We start from the raw sequence: 26894 nt of genomic DNA, 5'->3' as shown, positions 1-26894 counted from the left end.
AATGCATCATCCGGAGGGGGATTCAGATGCGCCAGTTGAGCACGAACAAAAAGACACCGGTTTCCATACTTGCGGCATCGATCGCCCTCGCCCTGTATGTCACGCCCGTGGCCGCGCAGGAGCAACAGACGACGAAGCCGCCCGCCGAAGAAGCGAAGGACCTGGACACGGTGACCGTGGTCGGTACTTTCCGCCAGAGCTTGGCCAAGGCGCTGGACGAGAAGCGCGACAGCACCGAGCAGATCGATTCGATCGTGGCCGAGGACATCGGCAAGTTCCCGGACCTGAACCTTGCCGAATCGCTGCAGCGCATCCCCGGCGTGTCGATCGACCGCGATGCCGGCGAAGGCCGCTCGATCACCGTGCGCGGCCTGGGCCCCGACTTCACCCGCGTGCGCATCAACGGCATGGAGGCATTGTCGACCACCGGCGGCACCGACAGCTCGGGCGGCGCCAACCGCGGTCGCGGTTTCGACTTCAACGTGTTCGCGTCGGAACTCTTCAGCAACCTCACCGTGCGCAAGACCCAGTCGGCGTCGATCGAGGAAGGCTCGCTCGGCGCCACCGTCGACCTGCGCAGCGCCCGCCCGTTCGACTACGACGGCTTCACCGCCACCGTGACCGGGCAGATGGGCTACAACGACTTGTCCGAATCCTGGGATCCGCGCGGCTCGGCGCTGATCAGCAACATCTTCGCGGATGGCAAGATCGGCGCGTTGCTGTCGGTGTCCTACAGCAAGCGCGACCTGCTGGAGGAAGGCTTCAGCGCGGTGCGCTGGGAGCCCGGCATCAATTCCGGCGGCTTCTGCAGCCCGCTGGGCGTGACGCCGGCCAACCCGGCCAGCGGCGCCGGTTCCAGTGCGGCCAACTGCGGCACCGGCATCCCGCGCCCGGCGAATACGGCATCGAATGTCGCTGCGTACAACACCGCGATGGGCGCCGGCGTGTTCCATCCGCGCCTGCCGCGCTACGGCCGCCTGACCCATGAACAGGAACGCCTGGGCGTGACCGGTTCGCTGCAATTCAAGATCAGCGACGACACCACGCTGTCGCTGGACGGCATGTATTCGCGCTTCGATGCCACCCGCCGGGAAGATTTCCTGGAATCCATTTCGTTCAGCCGTACCGCCGCGCAGGGCGGCAAGCCGCAGACCGAAGTGGTGGCCGCCGAAGTCGATGGCCGCGGCAACATGGTGTATGGCGTGTTCAACAACGTCGACGTGCGTTCGGAATCGCGTTTCGACGATCTGTCCACCAAGTTCACCCAGTTCACCGCCGACCTCGAGCACGAGTTCAACGACAGGTTCTCGATGCGCCTGATCGGTGGCCGCTCGAAATCCGATTTCGAGAACCCGACCCAGACCACGGTCACCTTCGACATCCAGAACGTCGATGGCTACAGCTGGGACTTCCGCAACAACGATCGCGAGCCGCTGATCACCTATCCGTTCGACGTCAACAACCCGGCCGCATGGCAGTGGGTGAGTTCGCCGCCGGCCAATTCGACCGGTTCGGAAATCCGCATCCGCCCGCTGGGCACCACCAACATCTTCGAAACCTTCCAGGCCAACTTCGAGTTCATCGCCAATCCAAGCGTCACGCTGAAGGCGGGTGGCAGCTGGAAGAAATACGACAACTCGACCTTCGAGTTCCGCCGCCCCAGCGAGACCGTGGTGCCGGCGCTGCCGGCGGGCACGACGCTTGCCGACATCAGCAAGGTCCTGAGCGGCTTCGGCAGCGGCATGAGCGGTAACGTACCGTCAGGCTGGCTGATCCCGGACCTGGACAAGCTCGCGCAGCTGTTCAACATCTATTGCAACTGCAATACCGGCGTGGCCGGCGGCGATTTCAGCCTGGCCAGCATCACCAACGGCAACGCGCGCGGCAACAACCGCGCGGTGATCGAGGAAGACACCGGCGCGTTCGTGCAGATGGACTTCGACGTCGACCTGATGGACAGGCCGTTGCGCGGCAACGTCGGCGTGCGTTACGCCAAGACCGACATCAAAGCGACCGGTTACCTGGCCACGGCCGGCGGTACCGAGGTCACGGTGGACAACAGCTACAAGGATTGGCTGCCGTCGTTGAATCTGGCCTGGAATTTCACCGACGAACTGATATTCCGCTTCGGTGCGGCCAAGGTGATGGCGCGTCCGCAGCTGGCCAACCTGTCGCCCGGCGGCACGGTGAATACCACCCTGCGCACGATCACTACCGGCAACCCGCTGCTGGAGCCGTTCCGCGCCAAGACCTACGACCTCAGCGCCGAGTGGTATTTCGCCGAGGACTCGCTGTTGAGCGCGGCGTACTTCTACAAGGACATCGGCACCTACATCCAGAACCTGCGCGAGACGCGTCCGTTCAACACCACCGGGTTGCCGGACAGCCTGCTGCCCACGGGCATGCCGAACGACACCCCGTTCGAGATCACTTCCGCGGTCAACACCCCGGGCGGCCCGCTGAAGGGTTTCGAGATCAACTATCAGCAGGCATTCCGCTTCCTGCCTGGCTTCTGGAGCAACTTCGGCACGCTCATCAACTACACGCACGTCGAATCCGAGATCTCCTATGCGATCTCGCCGACCAGCAATACCTATGTGATCGACAATCTGGTCAACCTGTCGCCGGACGCGTACAACGCGACCCTGTACTACGACGACGGCAAGTTCAGCGCGCGCGTGTCCGGTTCCTACCGCGACGATTACCTGCAGCGCGTGCCCGGGCAGAACGGCAACGATGTCGAAGGCAAGCGCAATACCTTCAACATCGATTTCTCGACCAGCTACAACTTCAGCGACAACCTGTCGTTCACCGTGGAAGGGATCAACCTGACCGACGAGTTCAACGACCAGTTCGTGGATTCGGTGGGCGACCGTCCGTCCGTCTACCACCACACCGGCCGGCAGTTCTACGCAGGGTTCCGTTACAAGTTCTGACGCTTGGCAAGGCCGCGTGCACGGGAGGACGGCCCCGTGCACGCGGTTTTTTTTTGGTCGTGTATGTCGCGTATCTGGGCTTAGAACGTGCCGCGCTGGACGAAGGGTGCACGCCGATACAGGCGGCGCTCTCCGCCGCGTGGATCGTCCTGCATCGTCGGCGTGGCGCCGAACACCATCGTCTCGCGACGCGGCAGCGAATATGGCGACCACGATGCAGTCGCGCCCGTGCGTGGATCGCCGCTGCGGGCGAAGGCGAGCAGCACATCGCGCATTGCCGCTGCCACGTTGCGTGCTTCGTCCGAGGTGCCGGTGCGCGAACCCGGTTGCGCGATGTTGTCGAACACCAGCGGGATATCCAGCGTGTGGAAGGCGCGCGTGCGCCGGCCTTGGTCGGTATCGGGATACCAATCGAGTTGGTAGGCCCAGGTGTTCCCGCCTTGCGCCGCACGTGCCTCCAGTTCCTCCACCGCGCCGCGCCATGAGCGCCCGGCGGTGGTGGCGGCGAAGAACACTTCCGATGGCGTGTAGTGCGGATACAGCTGCCGGTATTCGGCGATGACCTCGTGCGGATCGATGTCGACGTACTGCTGCTTGCGCAACTTCTCCGGCAGTTCGCCCCAGCCGAGGCTGAAGTTGGCCGGATCGTTGCCCAGGAACGCGCGGGTCTCGTCGCGGGTATTGCCGATCACCATCGGGATTACCGCCGACTGCGGTGGCGCATCCGGCCAGAACGGATGCCGCGGCAAGGCGTTGCCGTCCATTACCGGACCGAAGTAGAGCGAGCTGTCCTCGACGCGCGAAGGATCGCGCGTGCGCAATGCCGCGACCAGAGATGCCATTGGCAGGTGCGACAGCGCATCGACATCGCGTGCGCCGAGCGCATCCATGTACAGCCGTGCGCGTTGCGCGGCGGCGCGCGGGCCGGCGGCGGTGACCTGTTGCCCGCTCATCGTCCATGCGCGATGGAACAGGCCGCGTGCCGCTGGCATCGCCATCAGGGTGGCGATCTTGGCACCACCACCGGATTGGCCGAACACGGTCACATTGCCGGCGTCGCCGCCGAATTCCGCGGCGTGATCGCGCACCCATTGCAATGCCGCGACCAGATCGAGCTGGCCGGCATTGCCGGAGCTGGCGAAGCGTTCGTCGAACTCGCCGAGATGGAGATAGCCGAACGCGTTGAGTCGATGGTTGACGGTGACCACCACTACGTCTCCGGCCGCGCACAGGCGGCGACCGTCGTACAACGGATCGCTGCCGCTGCCGTTGTTGTAGCCGCCGCCATGGATGTAGACCAGGATCGGTCGTCGCCCGCCGTCGCGCAGGCCGGGCGTGGTCACGTTGAGGAACAGGCAGTCTTCGCTGCCTGGGCCGTCGTTGCCGGACTGCGGTGCGCTGTTACCGAACGCCAGCGCTGTGCGCGTGCCGCGCCAGGGCGCTTCGCGTCGCGGCGGCTGGAAGCGGTATGCCGCGGTGTCCGCACCATACGGGATGCCGCGGAAGACATGCAGGTCGCCGTCGCGCAGGCCGAGGATGCGGCCGCTGCGGGTGCGTGCAGTGCTGTGTTCGATGCGCGGTGTTGCGAAGGCTGGCGTCGATGCCGCCAGTCCGAGTGCGAACGATGCCTGCAGCAGGCGCCGGCGTTCGCGATCCATCGGCATCAGCGCAGCGGTTCGCGGCGCGGCAACGGCTTCAGCGGTTCCATCGTGTCCAGGTTCCAGTCCGCCGGCACGAAGGCCTGCCGGGTTTCCGCGTGTTTGGGATAGCCGCCGACTTCCTGTTCGCTGTCGATGTGCTTGCCGCGTCCTTCGATGGCGTTCTCGAGGATCCGCCGGTCGATATCGTCGCGGTCCCACGGGCGTGCGCCGGCATTGGCGATCACGCTGTCCTGCACGTCCTTCGCCGGCATCGGCGTGACCCCGAACGGCAGCGGCGGCCGCGACTTGAGCATGCGCCAGCCGACGTCGTTGCTGCTGTAGCGGCCGGTCTGCGGCAAGGGTTCGCCGTAACGATCCACCGCCAGGTTGTCTTCCATGTACAGGTCCAGCCAGCCCGAGCCGCCGAACTGGAAGAACGGCGTGCGCTCCGGCGTGTTCGGGCCGCCGCGCATCGAATTGCCGACCAGCACCAGCCGTCCGTCCTGGTAGGGATGGCCCAGCCATTCCGCGGCGATCAGGTTGTAGTGCACCGCGCGCTGGCCCGGGTTGTAGATCAGGTTGTTCACCACCCAGCCCTGGGTGCCGCCCTTGAACATCGGGTTGCGTTCGCGGTTCTGCGAATACAGGTTGCCGATGATCAGGATGTCGCGCGCGTTGTCGTGGATCAGCGAACCCTTCGAATGCTCGCCCTTGGCGTGGGTGGCGTAGCCCAGGCCTTCGGCCAGGATGTTGTTGCTGAAGGTGATGCGGTGCGAGGTGCCTTCGCGCCATTGCTCCGGCGTGTCGCCCTTGAAGCGGGTGCCGGAGGCGGACAGGTTCTCGTCGGTGGACCAGGTCAGCGAACAGTGGTCGACGATCACGTTATAGGCGCCGACGGTGCTGATCGAATCGAAGTCGGTACCGCTCATCTTCGCCAGCCCGGCCTCGCCCGCGCGCACCCGGATGTGCTGGATCACCGCGTCGTGCGCGCTGAGGTCGATGCCGCCGCGGATCAGGGTGATGCCCGGCTGCGGCGCGGTTTGTCCAGCGATGGTCAGGAACGGTTCGCGAATCTTCAGCGCCTTGGCCCCGAGGTCGATCACTCCGCCCACTTCGAACACCACGATGCGCGGCCCTTTCGTATCCACGGCCTCGCGCAGCGAGCCCGGTCCTTCGGCGGCCAGGGTGGTGACCCGGACGATCTTGCCGCCGCGCCCGCCCGGCGTGTGCGCGGCCCAGCCCATTGCGCCCGGGAAGGCCAACGGTGGCGGCGGCGCCTGCTGCGCGGTGAGTGGTGCGGCAGCCAGCAGGCCGCTCAGCAGGGTAATGCGGAACACGGATCGGAGGCGTGGGGCGACAGGCATGGTGGACTCCATGGTGGCGGATGCGGCGCCGATGGTGGAAATCCATCGGTTTGACGCAGTGCGTATTGTCAATGACACCGGTTTACCTTATACCGACCAACAAGAACAGGCCATCTGCACCGCAACATCGGCCGAGGGGATGCGATTGGTCAACGAGACACTGACGATGGAACGGCAGGACGAGGCGGCGGCCATTGCCGAGGCCTTCGTGCAGGCGCGCCTGCAGGGACGGTCGTTGCCCGACTTCCCGGGCAGCGTGCCGCGCGATCTGGTTGCGGCCTATGCCGTGCAGGATCTCGCCATTGCCCGCTGGCCGGACCGGGTGGTGGGCTGGAAGGTGGGATACATCGCACCCGAACGTCGCGACGACTCCGGCGACGAACGCCTGCTCGGCCCGATCTATGCCGGCCAAGTGCATGCGGCGGGCGAGGCGGTCCGGTTCCCGGTGTTCGCCGGAGGCTTCGGTGCGATCGAAGCCGAGTACGTGCTGCGCCTGGACGCGGATGCGCCGGGGCACAAACTGCACTGGACGGCGCAGGACGCTGCGGCGCTGCCGGCGCGCCTGTTCGTCGGCGTGGAGATCGCCAGCAGCCCGCTTGCCACCATCAATATGCTGGGGCCGCGCGTGGTGGTCTCCGATTTCGGAAACAACAACGGATTGGTGATCGGCGGGGAGATCCCAGACTGGCAGCAGATCGCGGAAAGCGAATTGCGCGCGGAGACCTGGATCGACGGCGAACGCGTCGGCAGCGGCGGTGCCACCACGCTGCCGGGCGGCCTGCTGGCGGCGTATGCCTTCGCCTTGTCGCGCTCGGCGCGGCGCGGTCGTCCGCTCAAGGCGGGCGACCTGATCGCCACCGGCAATGCCACCGGGATCCACGATATCCGTGCCGGGCAGGAAGGGCGGGTCAGCTTCGGCGCCTACGGCGAGATCGTTGGTCGTGCGGTGCCGGCTGCGCCTGCCGGGCAAGGGGGGCAGGCATGAAGCGCCGCGCATTCCTCGCCGGCAGCCTCGGCGCGGCCTGCGGTGCCGCGCTCCCGGCATTCGGCATGAGCCGCGATGGCGTGCTCACCGCGACCGACGTGCACGTGAAGGACTACCCCACGGTGGCGGCGGTGCGCTGGATCGGCGAACAGCTCGAGAACCGCACCGGTGGGCGCATCCGCATCCGCCAGTACCACTCCGGCCAGCTCGGGCGCGAATCCGAAGCGATCGACATGGCGCGGTTCGGCGCCATCGACATCACCCGCGTGTATTCCGGTGCGCTCAACAATGCGTTCCCGCTGACCCAGGCGTTGTGCCTGCCTTACGTGTTCGAGTCGGTCGAACACCAGCGCCGCGCATTGGACGGCGAGGTCGGCGCGGCCGTGCTGAAGGGCTTCGAAGCGCGCAGCCTGGTCGGGCTTGCGATCTACGACAGCGGCCCGCGCTGCTTCTACAACACGAAACATCCGATCGTCGAACCGCGCGACCTGCACGGATTGAAGATCCGCGTGCCGGTTTCCGACATCTTCATCCGCATGCTGCGCCTGTTCGGCGCCAACCCGACGCCGCTGGCGCTGGGCGAGGTGTTCTCCGGGATGGAGACGCACATGATCGAAGGTGCGGAAAACAATATCCGCAGTTTCCAGTCCAGCCGCCATTTCGAAGCCGCGCGCTACTGGTCGCAGAGCGAGCATTCGTATGCGCCGGACGTGTTGCTGATGTCGCAGCGCAGTTTCGATGCGCTGGCGCCGCGCGACCGCAGCCTGATGCTGGAACTCGCGCGCGAATCGGTGCAGGTGATGCGGGCGAAATGGGCGGAGTCCGAGGCGGTGTCGCGACGCACGGTCATCGAGTCCGGCGTGCGCTTCAACGACTGCGACATCCCCGCATTCCAGCGTGCCGCGCAACCGTTGCTCGACGCGTACCGCCGCAACCCGGCGATCGACGACCTGACCCGGCGCATCCGCGCGCTTGCCTGAGGCCTCCATGCCGGAAACCACTACTCCCGCCGCACCACAAGGCTTGATCGATCGGTTGGCCGGCCTGTCCATCGCCATCGCTGCCTGTGCCCTGTTCGGGTTGGTGCTGGTGCAGGGCTGGCAGGTGATCGCACGCTACGTGCTGAACGATTCACCCAGCTGGACCGAGCCGGTCACCGTGCTGTTGCTGAGCACGTCGATGAGCCTGGGCGCCGCCGCCGGCGTGCATGCGCGCCGGCATTTCAGCTTCTCGCTGTTGGCCGATGCCCTGCAACCCAGTGCACGGCAGGCCTTGAACGTGTTGCAGGCCCTGGTGGTGGCAGTGATCGGGGCGATGATGGCCTGGTGGGGCGGCGTGTTGTTCCTCGATGGGCTGCACATCCCGACTGCGGGCGCGGCGCTGCCGGAAAGCATCGATTACCTGCCGATCGCGATTGGCGGCGGGCTGATGCTGCTGTTCGCGCTGGCGCAGTTGCGCGCGGGCGACACAGGCGCGAGTGTCGCGCCGGCCGTGGCGGAGGGCGACTGAGATGGCGATCGCCCTGCTCTTCATCGTGTTCGGCCTGTTGCTGGTGATCGGCGTGCCGGTCGCCTTCGCGCTGGCGGCCGCTTCGCTGGCGACGCTGATCTACCTGGATGTGCCGACGATCGTGCTGGTGCAGCAGATCTCGGCCGGCTCCGGATCCGCCAGCCTGATCGCGATTCCGTTGTTCATCTTCGCCGGCGAGCTGATGCTGCGTGGAGGCATCTCCGAACGCCTGATCGCGCTGGCATCGTCACTGGTCGGCCGCCTGCGCGGTGGCCTGGGGCAGGTCAGCATCCTCTCGTCGCTGTTCTTCGGCGGCGTGTCGGGCTCGGCGATCGCGGACGTGTCGGCGGTTGGCGGCACGATGATTCCGCAGATGATCAAGCGCGGCTACGACCGCGACTATGCGGTCAACGTCAGCATCACCGCCGCACTGGTGGCGTTGCTGGTGCCGCCTTCGCACAACCTGATCCTGTATTCGGCGGCGGCGGGCGGTGGCTTGTCGATCGCCGATCTGTTCGCCGCCGGCATCGTCCCCGCCTTGCTGATGACGGTGGTGCTGATGATCACCGGTTATGCGGTGGCGCGGCATCGCGGTTACGGCGTGGAGCCGTTCCCCGGCAGGCGCGCGGTGATGCTGCGCCTGCTGTCGGCCTTGCCCGGCCTGGGCCTGGTCGCGCTGATCTTCTTCGGCATCCGTGCCGGCATCTTCACTGCAGTGGAAAGCGCGGCGATCGCGGTGGTGTACGCGCTGCTGGTCACCGGCCTGCTGTATCGGCAACTCGGTATCCGCGGATTCCTCGCCGCGATCACCCATGCCGCACGCAGTGCGGGCGCGATCCTGTTCGTGATCGCGGCGGCGGCGGTGTTCGGTTGGCTGCTGGCTTACCTGCAGGTGCCGACCGCGGCGGTGGAAGCGCTGCAATCGTTCGCCGAAAGCAAGCACGCGGCCTTGTTGCTGATCGTGCTGGCATTGCTGGTGCTGGGCACGTTCATGGATCTGGCGCCGATGATCCTGATCTGCACGCCGATTTTCCTGCCGGTAGCCAAGGCCTATGGCATCGATCCGGTGCATTTCGGCCTGGTGCTGGTGCTGACCGGCGGCATCGGCCTGGTCACCCCGCCGGTGGGCTCGGTGCTGTTCATCGGCACCGCGATCGGCAAGATCAGCATCGGCCAGAGCATGCGCACGATCTGGCCGTTCTGGCTGGCCGGCCTGCTGGTGCTGCTGGTGGTGGCGCTGTTCCCCGGGCTTTCGTTGTGGCTGCCGGCGGTATTGAAGTCGTGATGTTGCGCGCGCCATTGCTGTGTGTGCTGATGGCGTGTGCGGGGACGGCTTGTGCTGCTGTTGCGCCGCAGGAGGCGCCGGCGTTGGGCGGCTTCGACGATGCCATCCATCATTGGCGCAACGTGCATGGCGACAAATATCCGCGGCATGCGCCGGATGCGGTGGCGAAGATCGCCGACACCATCCTGCTGTACCAGCGCCGCGACGGCGGCTGGAAGGAGAACGAGGACCCGGCGCGGATCCTCGACGACGAAACGCGCACACGCTATGCGCAGGAAGCGCAGAAATCCGGTGGCAGCTTCGACAACCGCAATATCTACACCCAGCTCGACTACCTTGCCACCGCGTACGCACTCACCGGTGATGTGCGCTATCGCGATGGCAGCCTGCGCGGACTCGAATTCACCCTTGCGCACCAGATCGCGTCCTGTGGCGGCTGGCCGCATACCGTGCCGGCATCGCAGTCCTACCACCCACGCATCACCTTCGCTGACGATGTGACCGCTGGCGTGCTCGGTACCTTGCGCAAGGTGGTCGACGATCGACGTCGCTATGCCTTCGTCGACGGCGCGCTGCTGGCGCGCGTGCAACAGGCGATCCAGCACGGCGATGCCTGCGTGCTGCGTTTGCAGGTGCGGCAGGGCGACGGCCTGGCAGGCTGGGCCGGGCAATACGACGAAACCACGCTGCAGCCCGCGCCGGGACGCAAGTTCGAATTGCCGGCGATCGCCACGCAGGAAACCGTGGGTGTGGTGCGTTACCTGATGTCGATCCCGTCGCCTTCACCGCAAGTGCGCGCCGCCGTCGATGGCGCGGCGCAGTGGCTGCAGCGCGTGGAGTTGCACGGCTGGCGACTGGAGACCTTCGATGCGCCGGCGGAACAATTCCGCTATCACGAGAGCAGCAAGGATCGACGACTGGTCGCGGATGCCTCGGCGCATGGTCTGTGGGCACGCTTCCACGATCTCGGCGACAACAGCGTGGTGCTGGCGGATCGCGATGGGCGCCGACTGGCGCGTTATCAGGATGTCAGCCGCGAACGCCGCACCGGCTATGCCTGGTATGGCGATTGGCCACGGGCATTGCTCGATCGCGACTATCCGGCCTGGCGCGCGCGGCAGCTGCCGGTCGCAGCGGAGTAACGGCCGGCGGCTGGCACCGGTATCCTCCCTGCACGCGACCCGACCCAAGCACATGCCCGCACGCAAACCGCCCGAAACCTCTTCCACCGCCAAGCCGGCGACCCGCGCGTCGACGATCAACGACATCGCGCGGCTGTCCGGCGTGTCCAAGAAGACCGTGTCGCGGATCATCAACAAGTCGCCGCTGGTGAAGCCGGATACCCGCGAGCGGGTGGAAGCGGTGATGCGCGAAGTGGGCTATTCGCCGGATCCGATGGCACGCGCACTGGCGTTCCGGCGGTCGTTCCTGATCGGCATGGTCTACGACAACCCGACCGCGCAGTACATCGTCAACATGCAATACGGCGCACTCGACGCACTGCGCGATTCCGGCTTCGAGCTGGTCGTGCATCCCTGCGACAGCCGCAGCCCCGGTTACATCGATGGCGTGCGCCGCTTCGCGCAGCAGCAGAAGCTGCACGGGGTGATGCTGGTGCCGCGCGCATCGGAAGACGATGCGCTGGCGGAAATGCTGGCCGATATCGGCTGCCGCTACGCGCGCATCGCCTCGGTGGCGATGGACGATCCGTCGCGGATGGTGGTCACCCACGACCGCAACGGTGCCGCCGAAGTCGCCGAATACCTGCTCTCGCTCGGCCATACCGATATCGCCCTGATCACCGGCCCAAGCGCGTATCGCTCGGCGATCGAGCGCACCGACGGCTTCCTGGAAGTGTTGCGGCGGCGTGGCATCGAACTGCCGAAGTCGCGCATCGTCGAAGCCGGCTACACCTTCGAATCCGGCGTGGCCGCGGCGGAGCAATTGCTGGCCGGCAAGAAGCGGCCCAGCGCGATCTTCACCGGCAACGACGAGATGGCCGCGGGCGTGTACAAGGTCGCCATGCGCGCCGGGATCAGCATCCCGCGCGAGCTGTCGATCGTCGGTTTCGACGACAGCCCGCTGGCCTCGCGGCTATGGCCTGCGTTGACCTCGGTGCGGCGCAATACCCGCGATACCGGGCGCATCGCCGCCGCCATGCTGCTGCAGCCGGAAGGCGCCAATGCGCTGGCTGCGGCCAGCATCCGCCCGCATCTGATCATCCGCGATTCCACCCAGCCGCCAGCCTGAGCGGCCCATGGCGAAGATTTGACGCACCGCGTAATGACACCGGTTACCAAATGCCGCTAGACTGCACCTGAATCCACGATCGCAGCGACGGAGCGTCCATGTTCTGCAAGACCTACCACGCCACCCATCCGGACATGATGGCCGGCGCCAGCAACGACCAACTGCGCGACCGCTACCTGGTCGGCGACCTGTTCGTGGCCGACAGCGTGCAGCTCAACTATTCGCACAACGAGCGCTTCGTGATCGGCGGCGCGGCCCCGGTATCGCAGACGGTCGCGTTGCCGAAACAGACCGAGCCGGCCTCGGCCGCCGGGCATCCGTTCCTCGAACGCCGCGAGCTGGGCGTGATCAATGTCGGCGCAGGTGCGGGCACGGTCACCGTGGACGGCACCACCTTCGCGCTGGGCCCGAAGGATGGCCTGTACGTGGCGATGGGCAGCGTGGATGTCGTGTTCGCCTCCGACGATGCGGCCAACCCGGCGAAGTTCTACCTCGCCTCGACCCCGGCGCATGCGCGTTTCACGACCAAGCAATTGTCGATCAAGGACGCGGTGGCGCTGGAGCGCGGCGCGCTGGAGACCAGCAACGAACGCACCATCTACCAGTTCATCGTGCCGGCCACCTGCCAGTCCTCGCAGCTGTTGCTGGGCCTGACCGTGCTGAAGACCGGCAGCGTGTGGAACACCATGCCGCCGCACCTGCACGACCGCCGCAGCGAGGTCTATTTCTACTTCGACCTGCCCGAGAACGACCGCGTCTACCACTTCATGGGCCAGCCGGAATCGCAGCGCCACATCGTGGTCAAAAACGACGAGGCGGTGGTGTCGCCGCCGTGGTCGATCCACATGGGCGCCGGCACCAGCAACTACGCCTTCATCTGGGCGATGGGCGGCGAAAACCTGGACTACACCGACATGCACGTACTCGACATCTGCCAGCTCAAGTAAGCGCGACCACGAGGATCACACGATGACGAATCCGTTCAGCCTGCAAGGCAAGGTGGCACTGGTCACCGGCGCGAACACCGGCCTGGGACAGGGCATCGCGCTGGCGTTGGCCGAAGCCGGCGCCGACATCGCCGCGGCCGGCATCGCGCCGCCCACCGAGACCGAGGCGATGGTGACGGCGTTGGGCCGGCGCTTCGTCGCCATCCAGGCCAACCTGTCCTCGCTGGAGCCGATCGACCGCATCGTGCAGGAAACGCTCGGCGGGCTCGGCGGGCTCGACATCCTGGTCAACAACGCCGGCCTGATCCGTCGCGCCGACGCGGTCGATTTCAGCGAGCAGGACTGGGACGAGGTGATGAACGTCAACATCAAGTCCGCGTTCTTCATGGCGCAGGCGGCAGGCCGCCATTTCATCGCGCAGGGCCGCGGCAAGATCATCAACATCGCCTCGATGCTGAGCTTCCAGGGCGGCATCCGCGTGCCCTCGTACACCGCGTCGAAGTCCGGCATCGCCGGCATCACCCGCCTGCTGGCCAACGAGTGGGGCAACAAGGGCGTCAACATCAACGCCATCGCGCCGGGCTACATGGCCACCGACAACACCGCCCAGCTGCGCGCCGACGAAGACCGCAACAAGGCGATCCTCGACCGCATCCCGGCGGGCCGCTGGGGCGTGCCGGCCGACCTGGGCGGCACCGCCGTGTTCCTGGCCAGCAGTGCGTCGGACTACGTCAACGGCGCGATCATCCCGGTCGATGGTGGCTGGCTGGCGCGCTAACCGCTGGCTGTGGTGCGCCGCGCTGTTGGGCGCGGCGCTGCAGGTCGTTGCTGCAGAGCCGCGGCAAGCGGCTGCAAGACATGTGTTCATCGTCGGCGATTCCACCGCCAGCGAATACGGCGCCGAACGCGCACCGCGGCAGGGCTGGGGCATGCAGCTGCAGTCCTTCCTCGATCCCGCAGCGTGGCAGGTGCGCAACCATGCGCAGTCCGGCCGCAGTTCGCGCAGTTTCATCGAAGAAGGCTGGCTGGCGCCGGTGGAAAAATCGCTGTCGCGCGGCGATGTGCTGTTGATCCAGTTCGGCCACAACGACGAAAAGGCCGAAGACCCGACGCGTTACAACGAACCCGCGGAGGCCTTCCCGCAATGGTTGATGCGTTACGTGGCGCTGGCGCGGGCGAAGGGCGCGACGCCGATCCTCATCACGCCATTGGCGCGGCGCAAGTTCGAGCGCGGCAGCAAGATCGACCAGTTGCTGGACACACATGGCGAATATGCCTCGGCGGTGCGTACGCTGGCGCAGCGCGAAGGCGTCGGCCTGATCGATCTCAACGCGGCCTCGATGGCCTGGTTGCGCGCGCTGGGCGACGAGGCCTCAAAGCCGTTCTTCATGCACGTGCCGGAACAGCAACAGGCCGACGATACCCACCTGCAGGAACGCGGCGCGGTACTGGTCGCCTGCCTGGTGGTGGCTGGCTGGAAAGCGCTGGATCCGCCATTGGCGAAACAGGTCGTGCGCGATACCGACTGCGGAGCGCGCGACACCGCGCTCGAAGATCGCCGCACGCAAGCGCATCCGTCGCTGGTGGTGAACGTGGCCGGCCTGGCGCGCCAGCAACCCGGTCCGCACGGCGGTGCCGGCACCACCACCGCCTACCCGCTGTTCGCCGATGCGTCCGGCCTGTCGTTCTTCTTTCGCAAGCGCGTGTTGCACAAGGGTGCCGGCATCGGCTTGCACCAGCACGACAAGGACGAGATCTATTACGTGGTCAGCGGCAAGGGCCGCTATATCGTCGACGGGACGATTCGCGATGTCGGCCCCGGCGATGCGATGCTCACCCGTCCCGGCAGCTCCCATGCGTTGCAGCAGGCCGGCGAGGACGACCTGGTGATCCTGCTCGCCTATCCGAAGACCGCGGACTGACCAAGGTTCATTGCGTGGCCGCGTCGATCTGCGCGCGCTGCTGGTCTGCCGCTTCCAGTTGCTGCGATTCGGCGCTGCGCGCGCGGTCCTTGTAGGCCTCGGCGGTTTGCACGATGGCCGACTGCGGTTGCGCGGCGGCCTGCGCCTGCGGCTCGGGGCGGCGTTCCTCTTCCGGTGGCTTCGGCGGCGAACACGCGGCAAGCAAGCCGATGGCGAGCGATGCGGCGGCGATGCGGGCGTTGCGATGCATGGCGTGGCCTCGGAGTGGTTCGCGGCCTATCCTACGCCTGAGCTCACCCTTCGAGGCCGCGCATGACATCGCTCCGCTGGAGACTGGACGGACAACGCGCGCTGGTGACCGGTGCCAGCGCCGGCATTGGCCTTGCGATCTGCCGCGAATTGCTGGGCCTGGGCGCACAGGTGCTGATGGTGGCGCGCGATGGCGAATTGCTGGAACGGATGCGTACCGACCTCGAAGACGAATTCCCCGGTCCCGAGGACGCCGTGCTGGCGCTTGCCGCCGACGTCACCGACGAGGAACAGCGCAACGAAGTCCTCGATTGGGCCGCCGACCACGGCGGCCTGCACATCCTGGTCAACAACGCTGGCGGCAACGTCACCCGCCCCGCGCTGGACTACGGCGAAGACCAGTGGCGCGAGATCTTCGAGACCAACCTGTTCTCGGCCTTCGAGTTGTGCCGCGGCGTATATCCGTTGCTGACCAAGCACGCGGCGTCCGCCATCGTGAACGTGGGTAGTGTGTCCGGCATCACCCATGTGCGCAGCGGCGCGCCCTACGGCATGAGCAAGGCGGCGCTGCACCAGATGACCCGCAACCTGGCGGTGGAATGGGCGGAGGACGGCGTGCGCGTCAACAGCGTGGCGCCCTGGTACATCCGCACCCGGCGGACATCAACGAAGCTGTCCGATCCCGATTACCTGGATGAAGTGCTGCTGCGCACGCCGCTGGGCCGCATCGGCGAGCCGGAGGAAGTGGCCGCAGCGGTGGCGTTCCTGTGCCTGCCGGCATCCAGCTACATCACCGGTGAATGCATCGCGGTGGACGGTGGGTTCCTGCGTTACGGCTTCTGAGCCGGTGTTGGTGCCACTGGCGAGCAGTTGCTCGCTTTCACTTTCGCGTCAATCGCGTCGAACGCCGCTTGCCGTTCATTCCGGTTGTTGTTGCCGGCGTACTTCAACTTGAAATCGGCATCGTCCAGTCGCCTCAGCCATGCTTCGCACAGGCCTTCGGCGGGAATGGCAGTGCATTTGTCTTCCTTCATTTCGCAGGCGCTTCCGGCACCGAGGCCGGCACTGCCATCGATGCCGGTGATCTCCAGCGGTGCACAGCGTGGCTCCGGCGTTGCGGTTTCGCCGAGGTAGTCGTCGCCTTCCCAGGTGGTGCATTGATACAGCGGTGGCGGTGGTGGCAAGCCGGAGGCTTCGGGCGACGGCTTGCGCTTCATGTTCGGGCCGCTGACCAGCTGGAATTCGCCATAGACCGGAGCGGGCGGCGCCGCTTCCGCCTTCGGCTTGGCCGCCGGCACCGGCACCGTACGCACCGATCCGATGCGTTTGATTTCCTGCTTCATGCCAGGTGCGCAGGGCGTGCCGTTCTGCATCGACACTTCGCCCTTGGCGTTCGTGCATTTGTAGAACACGGTTTCCTGCGCCGGGGCTGCGCGTGGTGCCAGCGCCAGCAACAAGGCGATTCCGGTTGCGATAACGATCGTCTTGCGCATGTCAGTGGCCACCACAGTCGTTGTCGAGGCGTGCGTTGATGCCACGCTCTTCCACCCGCAGCACGTCGCGCTCGGAGGGCATTGCGTTGAAGAAGCGGGTGCGGATCTCACTGCGACGATCACGCAGGCGCGCGCAGGTTTCGCTTGGCGGCAGCATGGCGCAGTCGTCGCGGATCCAGGTGCCGCCACCGGTCGCCACCGGCCAGTTGATGTCGCGCATGGGCGGATGCATCGGCCGATCCGGTCGCGGTGGCGGGCCACCGATATTGCTGCCGAGCGAGGTTCCTGGTCGTACTGCCGGATAACCCAGCGTCCACAGCGGCACCCAGCGCAGATTGCCCTCGCTGTTGTCGCTGGTGTAGCGCTTGCCCTCATGGGTGATGCATTCGTACATCGGCTGCGGCGGCGCAAGGTAGACGACCTGCGTCGGCGTCGGCTGCGATGCGGACGATGGTGTCGGAGCGGCGGCTGGGCGCGTGGTCTTGGGGGCGTCTTTGGGACGCAACATATCTCGGGTCTGTTGCGACTGGCCCTTGGGGCAGGGCGTGTCGCGCAGGGCCTGCGTGCCTGCGGCATCGGTGCAGCGATAGATGCGCACTTCACCGCTGGTTTGTGCGCGCACGGCAGGGGCCGCGAACAACAACAGGACGATGGCGAGGATCCGCTTCATGCGTGCATCTTGCGCGCACGCGGCTGAATCGCAAATGGTGCAGTTCAGAGGCGCAGGGCTGCGCCGCTGCGTGCATCGCGAATGTCGGTGGGGCGCACCAATCCGCCGGTTTCGCCCGCGAGTACGCCGTCCACGCCTTCGATAATGTCCGGATCGAGCTGGTCGATGGCATGCGCTGCCGGTTCACCAGCGCGATTGGCGCTGGTCGACACCAGCGCCCCGCCGAAGGCATTGCACAGTTCGATGACGGCCGGATGCGCGCTGACCCGCACCGCGATACCCACATGTGCGCCGGTGACCCAGCGCGGCGCAGCGGGCGATGCCGGCACGATCCAGGTATGCGGGCCGGGCCAGCTGGCGCGCACCGTTTCGCGTTGGGCCTGGTCGAGCGCAGCCATGTCGATGAATGGCGTGAGTTGCGCTTCATCGGCGGCGATCAGGATCAGGCCCTTGTCGACTTCACGTATTTTCAGCGTGAGCAGACGCAGGGTGGCGGCTTCATCACGCGGATCGCAGCCCAGGCCCCACACGGCTTCGGTCGGATAGGCGATCACGCCGCCGGCGCGCAGCGCGGCCACCGCTTCGGCGGTCGTGCTGCGCGTACTCATTCGGCGATGCGAAGGTCGACCGAGATATTGCCGCGGGTGGCGTTGGAATACGGGCAGACCTGATGCGCGGCATCGACCAGCTCGCGGGCCGCAGCTGCGTCCATGCCGGGCAGGTGGATGGTCATGCGCACGGCGACGCCGTAGGCCTGGCCGGTCGGGCCCAGGTCGACTTCGGCATCCACCGACAGGTCCGCCGGCAGCGTCAGTCTCTGCCGCGCCGCCACCGCCTTCATCGCGCCGATGAAGCAGGCCGAATAGCCGGCGGCGAACAATTGTTCCGGATTGGTGCCGTTGCCATGGCCGGGCGGGGTGTGGGTGACGTCAAGATGGCCGTCGTCGCTGCTGGAACGGCCGCCATCGCGGCCGCCGCCGGTGGTGTGGACGCGGGCGGTGTAAAGCACTTTGTCGAGGGTGTTCATCGCGGGTTCTCGTGGCTGTGCGCGTCGATCAGAATGGTGCGTCGTCGCGCGTCGGTTTCTTGATGATGCGCTTCTTGCCGATCTCGACCTTGGCCGGGGTCAGCATGGATTTGGCTTGTTCGATGTCGGCTGAAAGCGGACGCGCGGTTTTCTTCGTCGCGGCTTTTTTCACCGCCTTCTTCGCGACTTTCTTGGTTGCGGTTTTCTTGGCCGCTTTCTTCGCCGGCTTCTTTTCGGCAGGCGCCTTCTTGGCCACGGCTTTCTTTGCAGCGGCCTTCTTCGCGCCAAAGCCCTTGCGCGCCGGCTTGCCGGTTTCGGCCAGCAGCTGCTGCACTTCCTCCAGCGTCAGCGAAGCAGGTTCGCGATCCTTCGGAATCTTGCCGTTGAGCTTGCCATCGCTGATGTATGGGCCGAAGCGGCCGTTCAGCACCTGGATATCGCTATCCGCCCATTCCTTGATGATGCGGTTGCGCGCGATCTCTTCCTTTTCCTCGATCAGGAACACCGCGCGCTCGAGGTCGATGGTGTACGGATCGTCTTCCTTCTTCAGCGAGGCATAAACACTGCCGCGCTTGGCGAACGGGCCGAAGCGGCCAATGCCGACGCTGACTTCCTCGTCCTTGTGCTGGCCCAACTTGCGCGGCAGTTTGAACAGCTCGATCGCCTGTTCCAGGGTGATCGTGTGCATCGACTGGCCGGGCCGCAGCGAGGCGAATTCCAGCTTTTCATCGGTGTCCTTGTCGCCGATCTGAGCATACGGTCCGTAGCGGCCCAGACGCACGCTGACCGGCTTGCCGGACTTCGGGTCGGTACCGAGTTCGCGCGCGCCGGTGGCCTCGCTGCGATCCACGCTTTCGGATTTTTCGTCGACCAGTTCTTTGAACGGGCCCCAGAATTTCTCCATCAACGGGATCCATTCTTCCTCGCCGCGGCTCACGGCGTCGAGCTCGTCCTCGAGCTTGGCGGTGAAGTCGTAATCCACGTAGCGGGTGAAGTGCGAGCTAAGGAAGTTGCTGACCGCGCGGCCCACGTCGGTGGGGCGGAAGCTACGGCCTTCCATTTCCACGTACTTGCGGAACAGCAGGGTCTGGATGATCGAGGCGTAGGTGGACGGACGGCCGATGCCGTACTCCTCCAGCGCCTTGACCAAGGCCGCTTCGGTGAAGCGCGGCGGCGGTTGGGTGAAGTGCTGGTCGGCGTGGATGCGGTCCAGCGGGATCTTGTCGCCGGGCTTCATCAACGGCAGCTTGCGGCCTTCATCTTCGTCTTCCGCCGACTTGTTGTCCTTGCCTTCCTCGTACACGGCCAGGAAGCCGGAGACCACCACGGTGGTGCCGCTGGCGCGGAAGCTGTGTTCGCTGCCGGCGGCAAGTTCCACGGTCACGGTGTTGAGGGTGGCCGGGATCATTTGGCTGGCGACCGCGCGCTTCCACACCAGGTCGTAGAGCTTGCGTTCGTCGTCGCTGAGGAACTTCGCCACTTGAGCAGGAGTACGCAGGGCGGAAGTCGGGCGCACGGCTTCGTGCGCTTCCTGCGCGTTCTTCGACTTGGTCTGGTAGGTGTTCGGCTTGTCCGGCAGCGAGGCGGTGCCGTAATCGCGAGCGATCACGTCGCGGATCTCGGTCAGCGCTTCGGCCGACAGGTTCACCGAGTCGGTACGCATGTAGCTGATCAGGCCGACCGTGCCTTCTTCGCCGATCGCCACGCCTTCGTACAACTTCTGTGCGACCTGCATGGTCTTGCGGGTGGTGAAGCCCAGCTTGCGCGCGGCTTCCTGCTGCAGGGTGGAGGTGGTGAACGGTGCTGCGGGGCGACGCTTGCGCTCCTTGGCGCCGACATCGGTGACATGCAGTGAGCCACCGGCCGCCTGCTGGATGCGCGTGCGCGCGGTTTCGGCATCCTCGCCATTGGTGATGGTGAATTGCTCGACCTTCTTGCCGTCCAGCTTGCTCAGCTTGGCGGTGAACGCCTGCGAGGGATGCGCGACCTCGGCTTCCACCGTCCAGTATTCGCGGGCGATGAAGGCCTCGATCTCTTCCTCGCGCTCCACGATCATGCGCAGCGCCGGCGACTGCACGCGGCCGGCGGACAGGCCGCGCTGCACCTTGCGCCACAGCACCGGCGATAGGTTGAAGCCGACCAGGTAGTCCAGTGCGCGGCGCGCCTGCTGCGCATCCACCAGATCCATGGCGATGCCGCGCGGCTTGGTCATCGCTTCCTTGATCGCGCGCGGGGTGATCTCGGTAAACACCACTCGTTCGACCCGCTTGTCGTCCAGCAGCTTGCGCTCGCGCAGGATCTGCTCGATGTGCCAGCTGATCGCCTCGCCCTCGCGGTCCGGGTCGGTCGCCAGATAGATGCCTTCGGCGGACTTGGCCGCCTTGGCGATCGCTTCGACGTGCTTCTCGTTTTTCTCGATGGTCTCGTAGCGCATCGCGAAGTGGTGCGCCGGATCGACCGCGCCCTCCTTCGGCACCAGGTCGCGCACGTGCCCGTAGCTGGCGAGGACGGTGAAGTCCTTGCCGAGGTATTTGTTGATCGTCTTGGCCTTGGCGGGCGATTCGACGACGAGCAGGTTCTTGGCCATGTGGCGCAGCTTCCGGTGGGGCGGTGAAGGCGGCGTGCAAGTGCGCCGCAGAAGCCAACGCCCGGAGCGGATGCCCCGGGCGTTCAGCTTGTTCCTTATTACAGTGGAATCACGGGGGGTGGGGCCGTGTCAAGCGCGGCGATCCTGAATCGGCGGCTGCAGCCCCGCAAAAGCGGGCTCAGTGCACGGGTTCCGGCTCGTCCAGGAACATCTGGGTTTCCATCCAGGCGTAGGCGGCTTCGCTGCCCGGTTGGTTGAACAGCACCATCAGCACGACCCATTTCAGGTCGTCCAGCTCCAGCTCTTCCTGGTCCAGCGCCATCGCCCGGTCCAGCACCAGCTCGCGCTGGTCGGCATCCAGGATCCCGTGCTGCTCCAGGAACAGCAGGAATCCGCGCGATTCGGTGTCCAGCTTGTCCAGCTCGGCGCCATGGAAGACCCGGGTGGGGCCATTGCTGCGCGGCTGGCCGGGTGCCGGGCGTTGCCGGGCGAGGGCGTCCAGCCAGTCGAAGGCGCGACGGATTTCGGCGGTGGAGAAGCCGGCCTCGGTCAGCTCGCCCATCAGCAGGCCGTTCTGGGCAGTCAGGTCATCGCCGTCGACGTTGGCGGCGTCGTTGGTGAAGTAATGTTCGAACAGGTACAGCAGGACGTCCAGGATGCTTTCTTTCATGGCCCTCGGCCTGCGCCGCAACGGCGCGTGTGGAAGAAAAAAACCGTCGTCTCAGACCCCGATCCGGCAGTAGCGGCCATGTTCCGCCGCGACCCGCCCTTCCAACTCCAGCGCCAGCAGCATGGAGGACAGGGCGGCGGTCGTCAATCCACTGCGCTCGACCAGGTCATCCATACTGGTTGGGTCGTGACCGAGCGCCTGCCACAAGCGGTTGTAGTCGGGATCTGGCGGAAGAAAGGCTTGAGTGATGGTTTGAGGGGATGGATGGGGTCGCCCAACGCTCCGCGCAAGGCTCGAGCCAAGTCAGCCGCCAACGGCCCGAGGATCGTGAGCACCTCTTCCGCGGATTCGACCAGGGTGGCACCCTCACGGATCAGCCGATGGCAGCCGCGGGCCATCGGGTTGTGGATCGAACCGGGCAGGGCGAAGACTTCGCGCCCGGCATCGGCCGCCAACCGGGCGGTGATCAACGCGCCGGAGCGCTCTGCGGCCTCGATCACCAGCGTGCCCAGGCTGAGGCCGGCCAGGATGCGGTTGCGACTGGGGAAGTGCTGGCGCAGCGGCTGGGTGCCGGGCAGGTGCTCGCTGACCACGGCCCCTCAACGGCGACGCGATCCAGCAGTGGGCGATGCCGCGGCGGGTAGGCGATGTCCGGCCCGGTGCCCAGCACGGCGACGGTGGCGCCATTGGCCTCCAGCGTGGCGGTATGTGCGGCGGCATCGATGCCTGCCGCCAGCCCACTGGCCACGCACAGGCTGGCCCCGGCCAGCGCGGCCGCGAAGGTCGCCGCGTTGGCCCGGCCCACCGCGGTCGCGACGCGGCTGCCGACGACCGCAACCGTTGGCCGCCACAGTAAGCCGGCATCACCGGCCACGAACAGCATTGGCGGTGGGCTGGAAATGCGACGCAGCAGTGGCGGATAGTCCGGATCGCCCCAGCCGATCAATTGCCGGTTCGCATCGTCCAGCCAGCGCTCGCCGCGCGCCATCGTCGCCGCATCCGGCTTGCGGATTGCGTTGCAGGCATCCGCATCCAGTCCATGGCTGGCCCAGTCGCGCACACCGGCCGTGAATGCGGCGCAGGCGTTGCCGTGGCTGTCCAGCAACCGCCGCAGCGCGCCCGCTGCCGCCCCGCTGGCAAGCAGACGCAACAGGGCCCGTTGTTCGTCTTGCTGTTCGGTCGATCTCGACATTCGCCCAGCATCGGCCGCAAACGACGACGGCGCCATCGGGCGCCGTCGCGGTATGGCGTCGGAAAACGCCGCGATCAGTACGGTGCGTCGGGGTGCTTCAACTCGTAGCCAACGCGGGTCGGCTTCACGCTGTCCATGACCAGGGCATAGCTGACCTTGTCGAACGTGCGGAACACCATGGCATGGCCGGCGAATTCATCCGGCAGGCGCACCTTTTGCTCGAACAGGGTCACGTCCTCGTCGCGATCCAGCCCGTCCTTGACCTTGTCCGTCACCGAATTGCCACGGCGCCAGACCGAGAACACGGTGCCGTTGTCGATGCCCTGCGCGCTGCCGCCGGAGATCGCGATGACATCGTGTGGACCGCCGGTGGTGAATCGGTCAGCGACCGACATCACCTGCAGCCGGCCGTATTCCTGCTGTTGCTTGGGCGCATGCGGGAAGAACTGCAGGTCGTAGGGTTGCGCTTCGACCGGGATCAAGCGGTCGCCGACGCGGACTTCGCGGCCTTCGCTGTCCAGCAACAGGGTGGAGGCCTGGATGCCGGCGACTTCGCCGCGGGTGACGGTGCCGGTGGACTGGGTCATCAACTCGTAGCCGATGAATTCGGTGTTCTTGCTCGGGAACACCCAGTTGCTCCACATGGTGCCGGCTTCGCGCATGTGTTGGCCGCGCGCGTCGAGATCCTCGGTCTGGAACAGATCGCAGCAATAGCCGGAGCGATCCACGAAGCGGTAGCGCTTCTCCGCACGCACCACCAGGTAGCGCTGGCCGGGTGCGATGCCGTCCAGTCCGCGCACATACGCGACCTGGCCGTTGCTGCTGCGCAGGCGGTCTTCTTCCAGGCCAACCACATAGGGCAGCCCGTCGATGCTGTCGACGACGCGCAGGTCCTTCAGGAACGGCTCGATCTCGCCCAGCGGCACGGCGTTGATCGGGCCATCGGTGCGCGGGCCGGCCTGCACGCCGACGCGATCCAGGTAGGCCAGGCTGATCACGTCGCCCGGATAGATCAGGTGCGGGTTCTTGATCTGCGGGTTGGCTTGCCAGATCTCCGGCCATAACCATGGCTTCTGCAGGAAGCGACCGGCGATATCCCAGAGCGTGTCGCCACGCTTGACGACGTAACTGTCGGGATGGCCGCCGCGCAGTTCCACCGCGGCAGCATAGGTCGCCACCGTCAGCAGTGCCGCCGCCAGCATGGTGCGCATTGCGCGCGGACGCGGCGCACGTTCGCGCACGAAATTAGAAAAGCGTTCAAGCATGGCAGCCATCTCCCCGCTCCCGTTGATAAAAACCCCCTGAAGCCGGGCCACTATAGCCCACAAAACCCGCACCCTGGCAAGCGGTCAACCAGCTTTCGCGCGGTACAATCGTGGCAGCCGCGGCAATTGCGGCCCCTTTGCCCCGAATGCTGTTCAGCGGATTGCTCGTCATGGCCCTGCTCCCGATTCTCGAATTCCCCGATCCGCGCCTGCGCACCAAAGCGGTGGAGGTCGATGCCGCCCGCCTGGCCGAACCGTCGTTCCAGCAATTGTTCGACGACATGTTCGAAACCATGTACGAGGCGCCGGGCATCGGCCTGGCCGCGAGCCAAGTCGACGTGCACCAGCGTTTCATGGTGATAGACGTGACAGAGGACAAAAGCCGGCCGTTGGTGTTCGTGAACCCGCAGATCACCGCCCGCCAAGGCGAACAGGTGTACCAGGAAGGTTGCCTGTCGGTGCCCGGCATCTATGCCGATGTCACCCGCAGCGACGTGATCACCGTGCAGGCACTGGATCGCCACGGGCAGCCGTTCAGCCTCGAGGCCGACGGCGTGCTGGCAGTCTGCATCCAGCACGAGATGGATCACCTGGACGGCAAGCTGTTCGTCGATTACCTGAGCCCGCTCAAGCGCGAAATGGTGCGCAAGAAGCTCGCCAAAGCCCGCAAGCACGCCGCCTGACCGCATGCGCATCGTCTTCGCCGGCACGCCGGAGTTCGCCGTGCCCTGCCTGCGCGCGGCCGCGAACAAGGCGGATGTGGTGGCCGTCTACACCCAGCCGGATCGCCCGGCCGGCCGCGGGCGCGGGCTCACGCCGTCGCCGGTCAAGCGGGAGGCGATCCAGCGCGGCATCCCGGTGCTGCAGCCTGAAAATTTCAAGTCAACCATCTCGAAGGACGCGCTGCGCGCGCTGAAGCCAGACCTGATGGTGGTGGTGGCCTATGGCCTGATCCTGCCGCAGTCAGTGCTCGGCATCCCCGTGCACGGTTGCTGGAACGTGCATGCCTCGCTGCTGCCGCGCTGGCGCGGTGCGGCACCGATCCAGCGCGCGATCGAGGCCGGCGACACCGAAACCGGCGTCTGCCTGATGCAGATGGAGAAGGGGCTGGATACCGGCCCGGTGCTGCTGGCGCAGGCCACGGGAATCGGTGCGACGGAAACCGGCGGCCAGCTGCACGACCGTTTGTCCGAACTTGGCGCACAGGTGCTGGCCGATGCATTGGGCCTGCTGCGCGCCACCATCCAGTTGCCGCCGCATCCGCAGTCCGACGCGGGCGTGACCTACGCGCACAAGATCGAGAAGTCCGAAGCAAGGCTCGATTGGGCACAGCCGGCCGCCACGCTGGCGAACAAGGTGCGCGCCTTCAATCCGTGGCCGATGGCCGAAGCGCAACTGGCCGGCGAGCGCGTGCGCATCCACGGTGCAGTGGCGCTAGACGAGGCGCATGAGGCCGCACCGGGCACCGTGCTGCGCGCCAGCCGCGACGGCATCGACATCGCCTGTGGCGAAGGCGTGCTGCGCATCCGCGTGTTGCAGCGCGATGGCGGCAAGGCGATCACCGCCGCCGATTATCTGAACGCGCGCCGCGACCTGGTCCGATGAGCGCCGGTGTTGCCACGCGCGTTGCCGCTGCACGCGTGCTGGACGAAGTCCTGCATCGCGGGCGTTCGCTGAAGGCCAGTCTTGGCGCTGCGCTACCTGCACTCCCCGACCCGCGCGACCGTGCTCTGGTCGAAGCCATCGTGTTCGCCGCGCTGCGCCAGCGCGCGCGCTTCGATGCCGCATTGTCGCTGTGGCTGGCCAAGCCGCTCGGCCAGCGCGATCACGAACTGCGCGCGTTGTTGCACGCCGGATTCGCGCAACTCTCGTTGGGCATGCCGGAGCACGCGGTGCTCGACGCGACGGTGGAGGCCGCGCGCGCGTTGCGACGCCCGCACCAGGCCGGGATGGTCAACGCCGTGCTGCGCCGCGCGCAACGCGATGGCCTGCCGCAGGCGATGCCCGGCGATGCCTGGCCGGCGTGGCTGGCGCAACGCATTCGCGTCGACTGGCCGCAACACGCCGACGCGATCTTCGCCGCCAGTGCGGAGGAAGCGCCGATGTGGCTGCGCGTGCATGCGCGGGCGACCACCCGCGACGGCTATCTCGAGCGGCTGCAGGAAGCCGGCATCGAGGTCGATGTCGATCCGGACTTGCCGGATGCGATCCGCTTGGCGGCATCGCTGCCGGTGCAGCAGTTGCCCGGTTTCGATGAAGGCGTGGTGTCGGTACAGGACGGCGCGGCCCAGCGCGTGGCCGATGCGCTGTCGCCCAGGCCGCGTGCACGGGTGCTCGATGCCTGCGCGGCACCTGGCGGCAAGAGCGCGCACCTGGCTGAGCGCGATCCGTCCCTGTGCATCACCGCGCTGGATATCGACCCGCGCCGGGTACGGCGCATGCAGGACACGTTCGCGCGGCTGAAGCTCGGCATCGATGCGCGTGTCGCCGACGCGACGCAACCGCAGGCATGGTGGGACGGCACCCCGTTCGACGCGATCCTGCTCGATGCGCCGTGCAGTGCCACCGGCATCGTCCGCCGTCAGCCGGATGTGTTGTTGCACCGGCGCGAAAACGACATTGTCGCCTTGGTCGATACGCAGGCGAAATTGCTGGATGCCTCGTGGCCGATGCTCGCCTCCGGCGGCACCTTGCTGTACGCCACCTGCTCGATCCTGCGCGAGGAGAACGCCGCGCAGATCGAAGCCTTCCTGGCTCGCACGCCGGATGCGCGATTGGAACTGCTGGATGAAAGCTTCGGCCACGACACTGGCTTCGGCAGCCAGCGCTTTCCGGGCGAAGCCGGCATGGACGGGTTTTTCTACGCACGGCTGAGAAAGGCATAACCGCGCGCCGCTATCATC

General features: G+C 66.4%; 24 protein-coding genes and 1 pseudogene. 14 read left to right on the top strand and 11 right to left on the bottom strand.

The genetic code is table 11. The features are described from left to right. The first annotated feature begins 26 nt into the window (after positions 1-26). Positions 27-2936 carry a TonB-dependent receptor gene (locus G7079_RS00455; protein WP_166054502.1) on the top strand — a complete coding sequence of 970 codons (2910 nt, stop codon included), beginning with the start codon at positions 27-29 and terminating at the stop codon, positions 2934-2936. An 80-nt stretch (positions 2937-3016) separates the two neighbouring features. Here the strand turns inward: G7079_RS00455 and G7079_RS00450 are convergent, their stop codons facing one another. Both G7079_RS00450 and G7079_RS00445 read right to left on the bottom strand, forming a co-directional pair. Next, positions 3017-4600 (bottom strand): carboxylesterase family protein, encoded by a 1584-nt coding sequence (locus tag G7079_RS00450; RefSeq protein WP_166054500.1) that lies wholly within the window; start codon positions 4598-4600, stop codon positions 3017-3019. Then, positions 4600-5913, bottom strand: coding sequence for a hypothetical protein (locus G7079_RS00445; protein ID WP_206203221.1), 1314 nt, complete (start codon positions 5911-5913; stop codon positions 4600-4602). The genes G7079_RS00450 and G7079_RS00445 overlap by 1 nt, the downstream gene beginning before the upstream one ends. 193 nt (positions 5914-6106) lie before the next feature. Between G7079_RS00445 and G7079_RS00440 the strand changes: the two genes are divergently transcribed. The 9 genes from G7079_RS00440 to G7079_RS00400 all read left to right on the top strand — a co-directional run bounded on the left by G7079_RS00440 (position 6107) and on the right by G7079_RS00400 (position 14838). Next, positions 6107-6925 carry a 2-keto-4-pentenoate hydratase gene (locus G7079_RS00440; protein WP_166057777.1) on the top strand — a complete coding sequence of 273 codons (819 nt, stop codon included), beginning with the start codon at positions 6107-6109 and terminating at the stop codon, positions 6923-6925. Next, positions 6922-7905, top strand: a complete 984-nt coding sequence (locus G7079_RS00435; RefSeq protein WP_166054496.1) for a TRAP transporter substrate-binding protein — start codon at positions 6922-6924, stop codon at positions 7903-7905. Before G7079_RS00440 ends, G7079_RS00435 begins: the two co-directional genes overlap by 4 nt. Before the next feature lie 7 nt (positions 7906-7912). Continuing rightward, positions 7913-8434 (top strand): TRAP transporter small permease, encoded by a 522-nt coding sequence (locus G7079_RS00430; protein ID WP_166054494.1) that lies wholly within the window; start codon positions 7913-7915, stop codon positions 8432-8434. A gap of 1 nt (position 8435) precedes the next feature. Continuing rightward, complete coding sequence (locus G7079_RS00425) at positions 8436-9719, top strand: TRAP transporter large permease (RefSeq protein ID WP_166054492.1); 1284 nt, start codon at positions 8436-8438, stop codon at positions 9717-9719. Next, a complete protein-coding gene (pelA, locus tag G7079_RS00420; protein WP_166054491.1) occupies positions 9719-10861 on the top strand; it encodes a pectate lyase in 1143 nt (380 codons plus the stop codon). The genes G7079_RS00425 and pelA overlap by 1 nt, the downstream gene beginning before the upstream one ends. 52 nt (positions 10862-10913) lie before the next feature. Then, complete coding sequence (locus G7079_RS00415) at positions 10914-11969, top strand: LacI family DNA-binding transcriptional regulator (RefSeq protein ID WP_166054489.1); 1056 nt, start codon at positions 10914-10916, stop codon at positions 11967-11969. Between the two features lie 98 nt (positions 11970-12067). Beyond that, positions 12068-12916, top strand: a complete 849-nt coding sequence (gene kduI / locus G7079_RS00410) for a 5-dehydro-4-deoxy-D-glucuronate isomerase (protein ID WP_166054487.1) — start codon at positions 12068-12070, stop codon at positions 12914-12916. Positions 12917-12938: 22 nt separating this feature from the next. Continuing rightward, entirely contained in the window at positions 12939-13694 is a 756-nt protein-coding gene (kduD, locus tag G7079_RS00405; protein ID WP_166054485.1) for a 2-dehydro-3-deoxy-D-gluconate 5-dehydrogenase KduD, read from the top strand. Then, entirely contained in the window at positions 13672-14838 is a 1167-nt protein-coding gene (locus tag G7079_RS00400; protein WP_166054484.1) for a GDSL-type esterase/lipase family protein, read from the top strand. Before kduD ends, G7079_RS00400 begins: the two co-directional genes overlap by 23 nt. A gap of 7 nt (positions 14839-14845) precedes the next feature. Here G7079_RS00400 and G7079_RS00395 read toward each other — a convergent pair whose 3' ends face one another. Next, positions 14846-15088 carry a hypothetical protein gene (locus tag G7079_RS00395; protein WP_166054482.1) on the bottom strand — a complete coding sequence of 81 codons (243 nt, stop codon included), beginning with the start codon at positions 15086-15088 and terminating at the stop codon, positions 14846-14848. A gap of 62 nt (positions 15089-15150) precedes the next feature. Between G7079_RS00395 and G7079_RS00390 the strand changes: the two genes are divergently transcribed. Beyond that, on the top strand, positions 15151-15930 hold the full coding sequence (locus G7079_RS00390) for an SDR family oxidoreductase (RefSeq protein WP_166054480.1): 780 nt from the start codon (positions 15151-15153) through the stop codon (positions 15928-15930). Here the strand turns inward: G7079_RS00390 and G7079_RS00385 are convergent. From G7079_RS00385 to G7079_RS00350, 8 genes and pseudogenes are all read right to left on the bottom strand, one after another. Further along, on the bottom strand, positions 15918-16580 hold the full coding sequence (locus G7079_RS00385; protein WP_166054478.1) for a hypothetical protein: 663 nt from the start codon (positions 16578-16580) through the stop codon (positions 15918-15920). The two genes, G7079_RS00390 and G7079_RS00385, sit on opposite strands and share 13 nt — an antisense overlap. Position 16581: 1 nt before the next feature. Next, positions 16582-17250, bottom strand: coding sequence for a DUF4124 domain-containing protein (locus tag G7079_RS00380; RefSeq protein ID WP_166054476.1), 669 nt, complete (start codon positions 17248-17250; stop codon positions 16582-16584). A gap of 44 nt (positions 17251-17294) precedes the next feature. Further along, the gene (locus tag G7079_RS00375) at positions 17295-17858 is read right to left on the bottom strand and encodes a Sua5/YciO/YrdC/YwlC family protein (protein WP_166054474.1); all 564 of its coding nucleotides are present in this window, start codon (positions 17856-17858) and stop codon (positions 17295-17297) included. Continuing rightward, positions 17855-18277, bottom strand: a complete 423-nt coding sequence (locus tag G7079_RS00370) for an Ohr family peroxiredoxin (RefSeq protein WP_166054472.1) — start codon at positions 18275-18277, stop codon at positions 17855-17857. The genes G7079_RS00375 and G7079_RS00370 overlap by 4 nt, the downstream gene beginning before the upstream one ends. 28 nt (positions 18278-18305) lie before the next feature. Continuing rightward, on the bottom strand, positions 18306-20864 hold the full coding sequence (locus G7079_RS00365; RefSeq protein WP_166054470.1) for a DNA topoisomerase I: 2559 nt from the start codon (positions 20862-20864) through the stop codon (positions 18306-18308). A gap of 178 nt (positions 20865-21042) precedes the next feature. Further along, positions 21043-21534: a DUF494 family protein gene (locus G7079_RS00360; RefSeq protein WP_166054468.1), complete on the bottom strand. Its 492-nt coding sequence runs from the start codon at positions 21532-21534 to the stop codon at positions 21043-21045. A 51-nt stretch (positions 21535-21585) separates the two neighbouring features. Continuing rightward, positions 21586-22726: pseudogene (gene dprA / locus G7079_RS00355) on the bottom strand (DNA-processing protein DprA). Positions 22727-22800: 74 nt separating this feature from the next. Then, positions 22801-23937 (bottom strand): LysM peptidoglycan-binding domain-containing protein, encoded by a 1137-nt coding sequence (locus tag G7079_RS00350; protein WP_166057776.1) that lies wholly within the window; start codon positions 23935-23937, stop codon positions 22801-22803. A 224-nt stretch (positions 23938-24161) separates the two neighbouring features. Here G7079_RS00350 and def point away from each other — a divergent pair, with 224 nt between their 5' ends. From def to rsmB, 3 genes are read left to right on the top strand one after another with little or no spacing between them, the layout of a single operon-like run. Next, positions 24162-24674 carry a peptide deformylase gene (def, locus tag G7079_RS00345; RefSeq protein ID WP_166054466.1) on the top strand — a complete coding sequence of 171 codons (513 nt, stop codon included), beginning with the start codon at positions 24162-24164 and terminating at the stop codon, positions 24672-24674. Positions 24675-24678: 4 nt separating this feature from the next. Next, complete coding sequence (fmt, locus tag G7079_RS00340) at positions 24679-25596, top strand: methionyl-tRNA formyltransferase (protein WP_166054464.1); 918 nt, start codon at positions 24679-24681, stop codon at positions 25594-25596. Next, a complete protein-coding gene (gene rsmB, locus G7079_RS00335) occupies positions 25593-26876 on the top strand; it encodes a 16S rRNA (cytosine(967)-C(5))-methyltransferase RsmB (RefSeq protein ID WP_166054462.1) in 1284 nt (427 codons plus the stop codon). Before fmt ends, rsmB begins: the two co-directional genes overlap by 4 nt. The last annotated feature ends 18 nt before the right edge of the window (positions 26877-26894 follow it).

The organism is Thermomonas sp. HDW16 (genome assembly GCF_011302915.1).
In the GTDB taxonomy this organism is placed as follows: domain Bacteria; phylum Pseudomonadota; class Gammaproteobacteria; order Xanthomonadales; family Xanthomonadaceae; genus Thermomonas.
The sequence above is the reverse complement of the archived record's forward strand: the minus strand, read 5'-3'. Positions and strand labels throughout refer to the sequence as shown.

Bases quoted from the DNA above. Each gene is read 5' to 3' on its own strand.
- G7079_RS00455 (WP_166054502.1), top strand. From the start codon at position 27: ATGCGCCAGTTGAGCACGAACAAAAAGACACCGGTTTCCATACTTGCG.
- G7079_RS00450 (WP_166054500.1), bottom strand. From the start codon at position 4,600: ATGCCGATGGATCGCGAACGCCGGCGCCTGCTGCAGGCATCGTTCGCA.
- G7079_RS00440 (WP_166057777.1), top strand. From the start codon at position 6,107: ATGGAACGGCAGGACGAGGCGGCGGCCATTGCCGAGGCCTTCGTGCAG.
- G7079_RS00435 (WP_166054496.1), top strand. From the start codon at position 6,922: ATGAAGCGCCGCGCATTCCTCGCCGGCAGCCTCGGCGCGGCCTGCGGT.
- G7079_RS00430 (WP_166054494.1), top strand. From the start codon at position 7,913: ATGCCGGAAACCACTACTCCCGCCGCACCACAAGGCTTGATCGATCGG.
- G7079_RS00425 (WP_166054492.1), top strand. From the start codon at position 8,436: ATGGCGATCGCCCTGCTCTTCATCGTGTTCGGCCTGTTGCTGGTGATC.
- pelA (WP_166054491.1), top strand. From the start codon at position 9,719: ATGTTGCGCGCGCCATTGCTGTGTGTGCTGATGGCGTGTGCGGGGACG.
- G7079_RS00415 (WP_166054489.1), top strand. From the start codon at position 10,914: ATGCCCGCACGCAAACCGCCCGAAACCTCTTCCACCGCCAAGCCGGCG.
- kduI (WP_166054487.1), top strand. From the start codon at position 12,068: ATGTTCTGCAAGACCTACCACGCCACCCATCCGGACATGATGGCCGGC.
- kduD (WP_166054485.1), top strand. From the start codon at position 12,939: ATGACGAATCCGTTCAGCCTGCAAGGCAAGGTGGCACTGGTCACCGGC.
- G7079_RS00400 (WP_166054484.1), top strand. From the start codon at position 13,672: ATGGTGGCTGGCTGGCGCGCTAACCGCTGGCTGTGGTGCGCCGCGCTG.
- G7079_RS00395 (WP_166054482.1), bottom strand. From the start codon at position 15,088: ATGCATCGCAACGCCCGCATCGCCGCCGCATCGCTCGCCATCGGCTTG.
- G7079_RS00390 (WP_166054480.1), top strand. From the start codon at position 15,151: ATGACATCGCTCCGCTGGAGACTGGACGGACAACGCGCGCTGGTGACC.
- G7079_RS00385 (WP_166054478.1), bottom strand. From the start codon at position 16,580: ATGCGCAAGACGATCGTTATCGCAACCGGAATCGCCTTGTTGCTGGCG.
- G7079_RS00380 (WP_166054476.1), bottom strand. From the start codon at position 17,250: ATGAAGCGGATCCTCGCCATCGTCCTGTTGTTGTTCGCGGCCCCTGCC.
- G7079_RS00375 (WP_166054474.1), bottom strand. From the start codon at position 17,858: ATGAGTACGCGCAGCACGACCGCCGAAGCGGTGGCCGCGCTGCGCGCC.
- G7079_RS00370 (WP_166054472.1), bottom strand. From the start codon at position 18,277: ATGAACACCCTCGACAAAGTGCTTTACACCGCCCGCGTCCACACCACC.
- G7079_RS00365 (WP_166054470.1), bottom strand. From the start codon at position 20,864: ATGGCCAAGAACCTGCTCGTCGTCGAATCGCCCGCCAAGGCCAAGACG.
- G7079_RS00360 (WP_166054468.1), bottom strand. From the start codon at position 21,534: ATGAAAGAAAGCATCCTGGACGTCCTGCTGTACCTGTTCGAACATTAC.
- G7079_RS00350 (WP_166057776.1), bottom strand. From the start codon at position 23,937: ATGCGCACCATGCTGGCGGCGGCACTGCTGACGGTGGCGACCTATGCT.
- def (WP_166054466.1), top strand. From the start codon at position 24,162: ATGGCCCTGCTCCCGATTCTCGAATTCCCCGATCCGCGCCTGCGCACC.
- fmt (WP_166054464.1), top strand. From the start codon at position 24,679: ATGCGCATCGTCTTCGCCGGCACGCCGGAGTTCGCCGTGCCCTGCCTG.
- rsmB (WP_166054462.1), top strand. From the start codon at position 25,593: ATGAGCGCCGGTGTTGCCACGCGCGTTGCCGCTGCACGCGTGCTGGAC.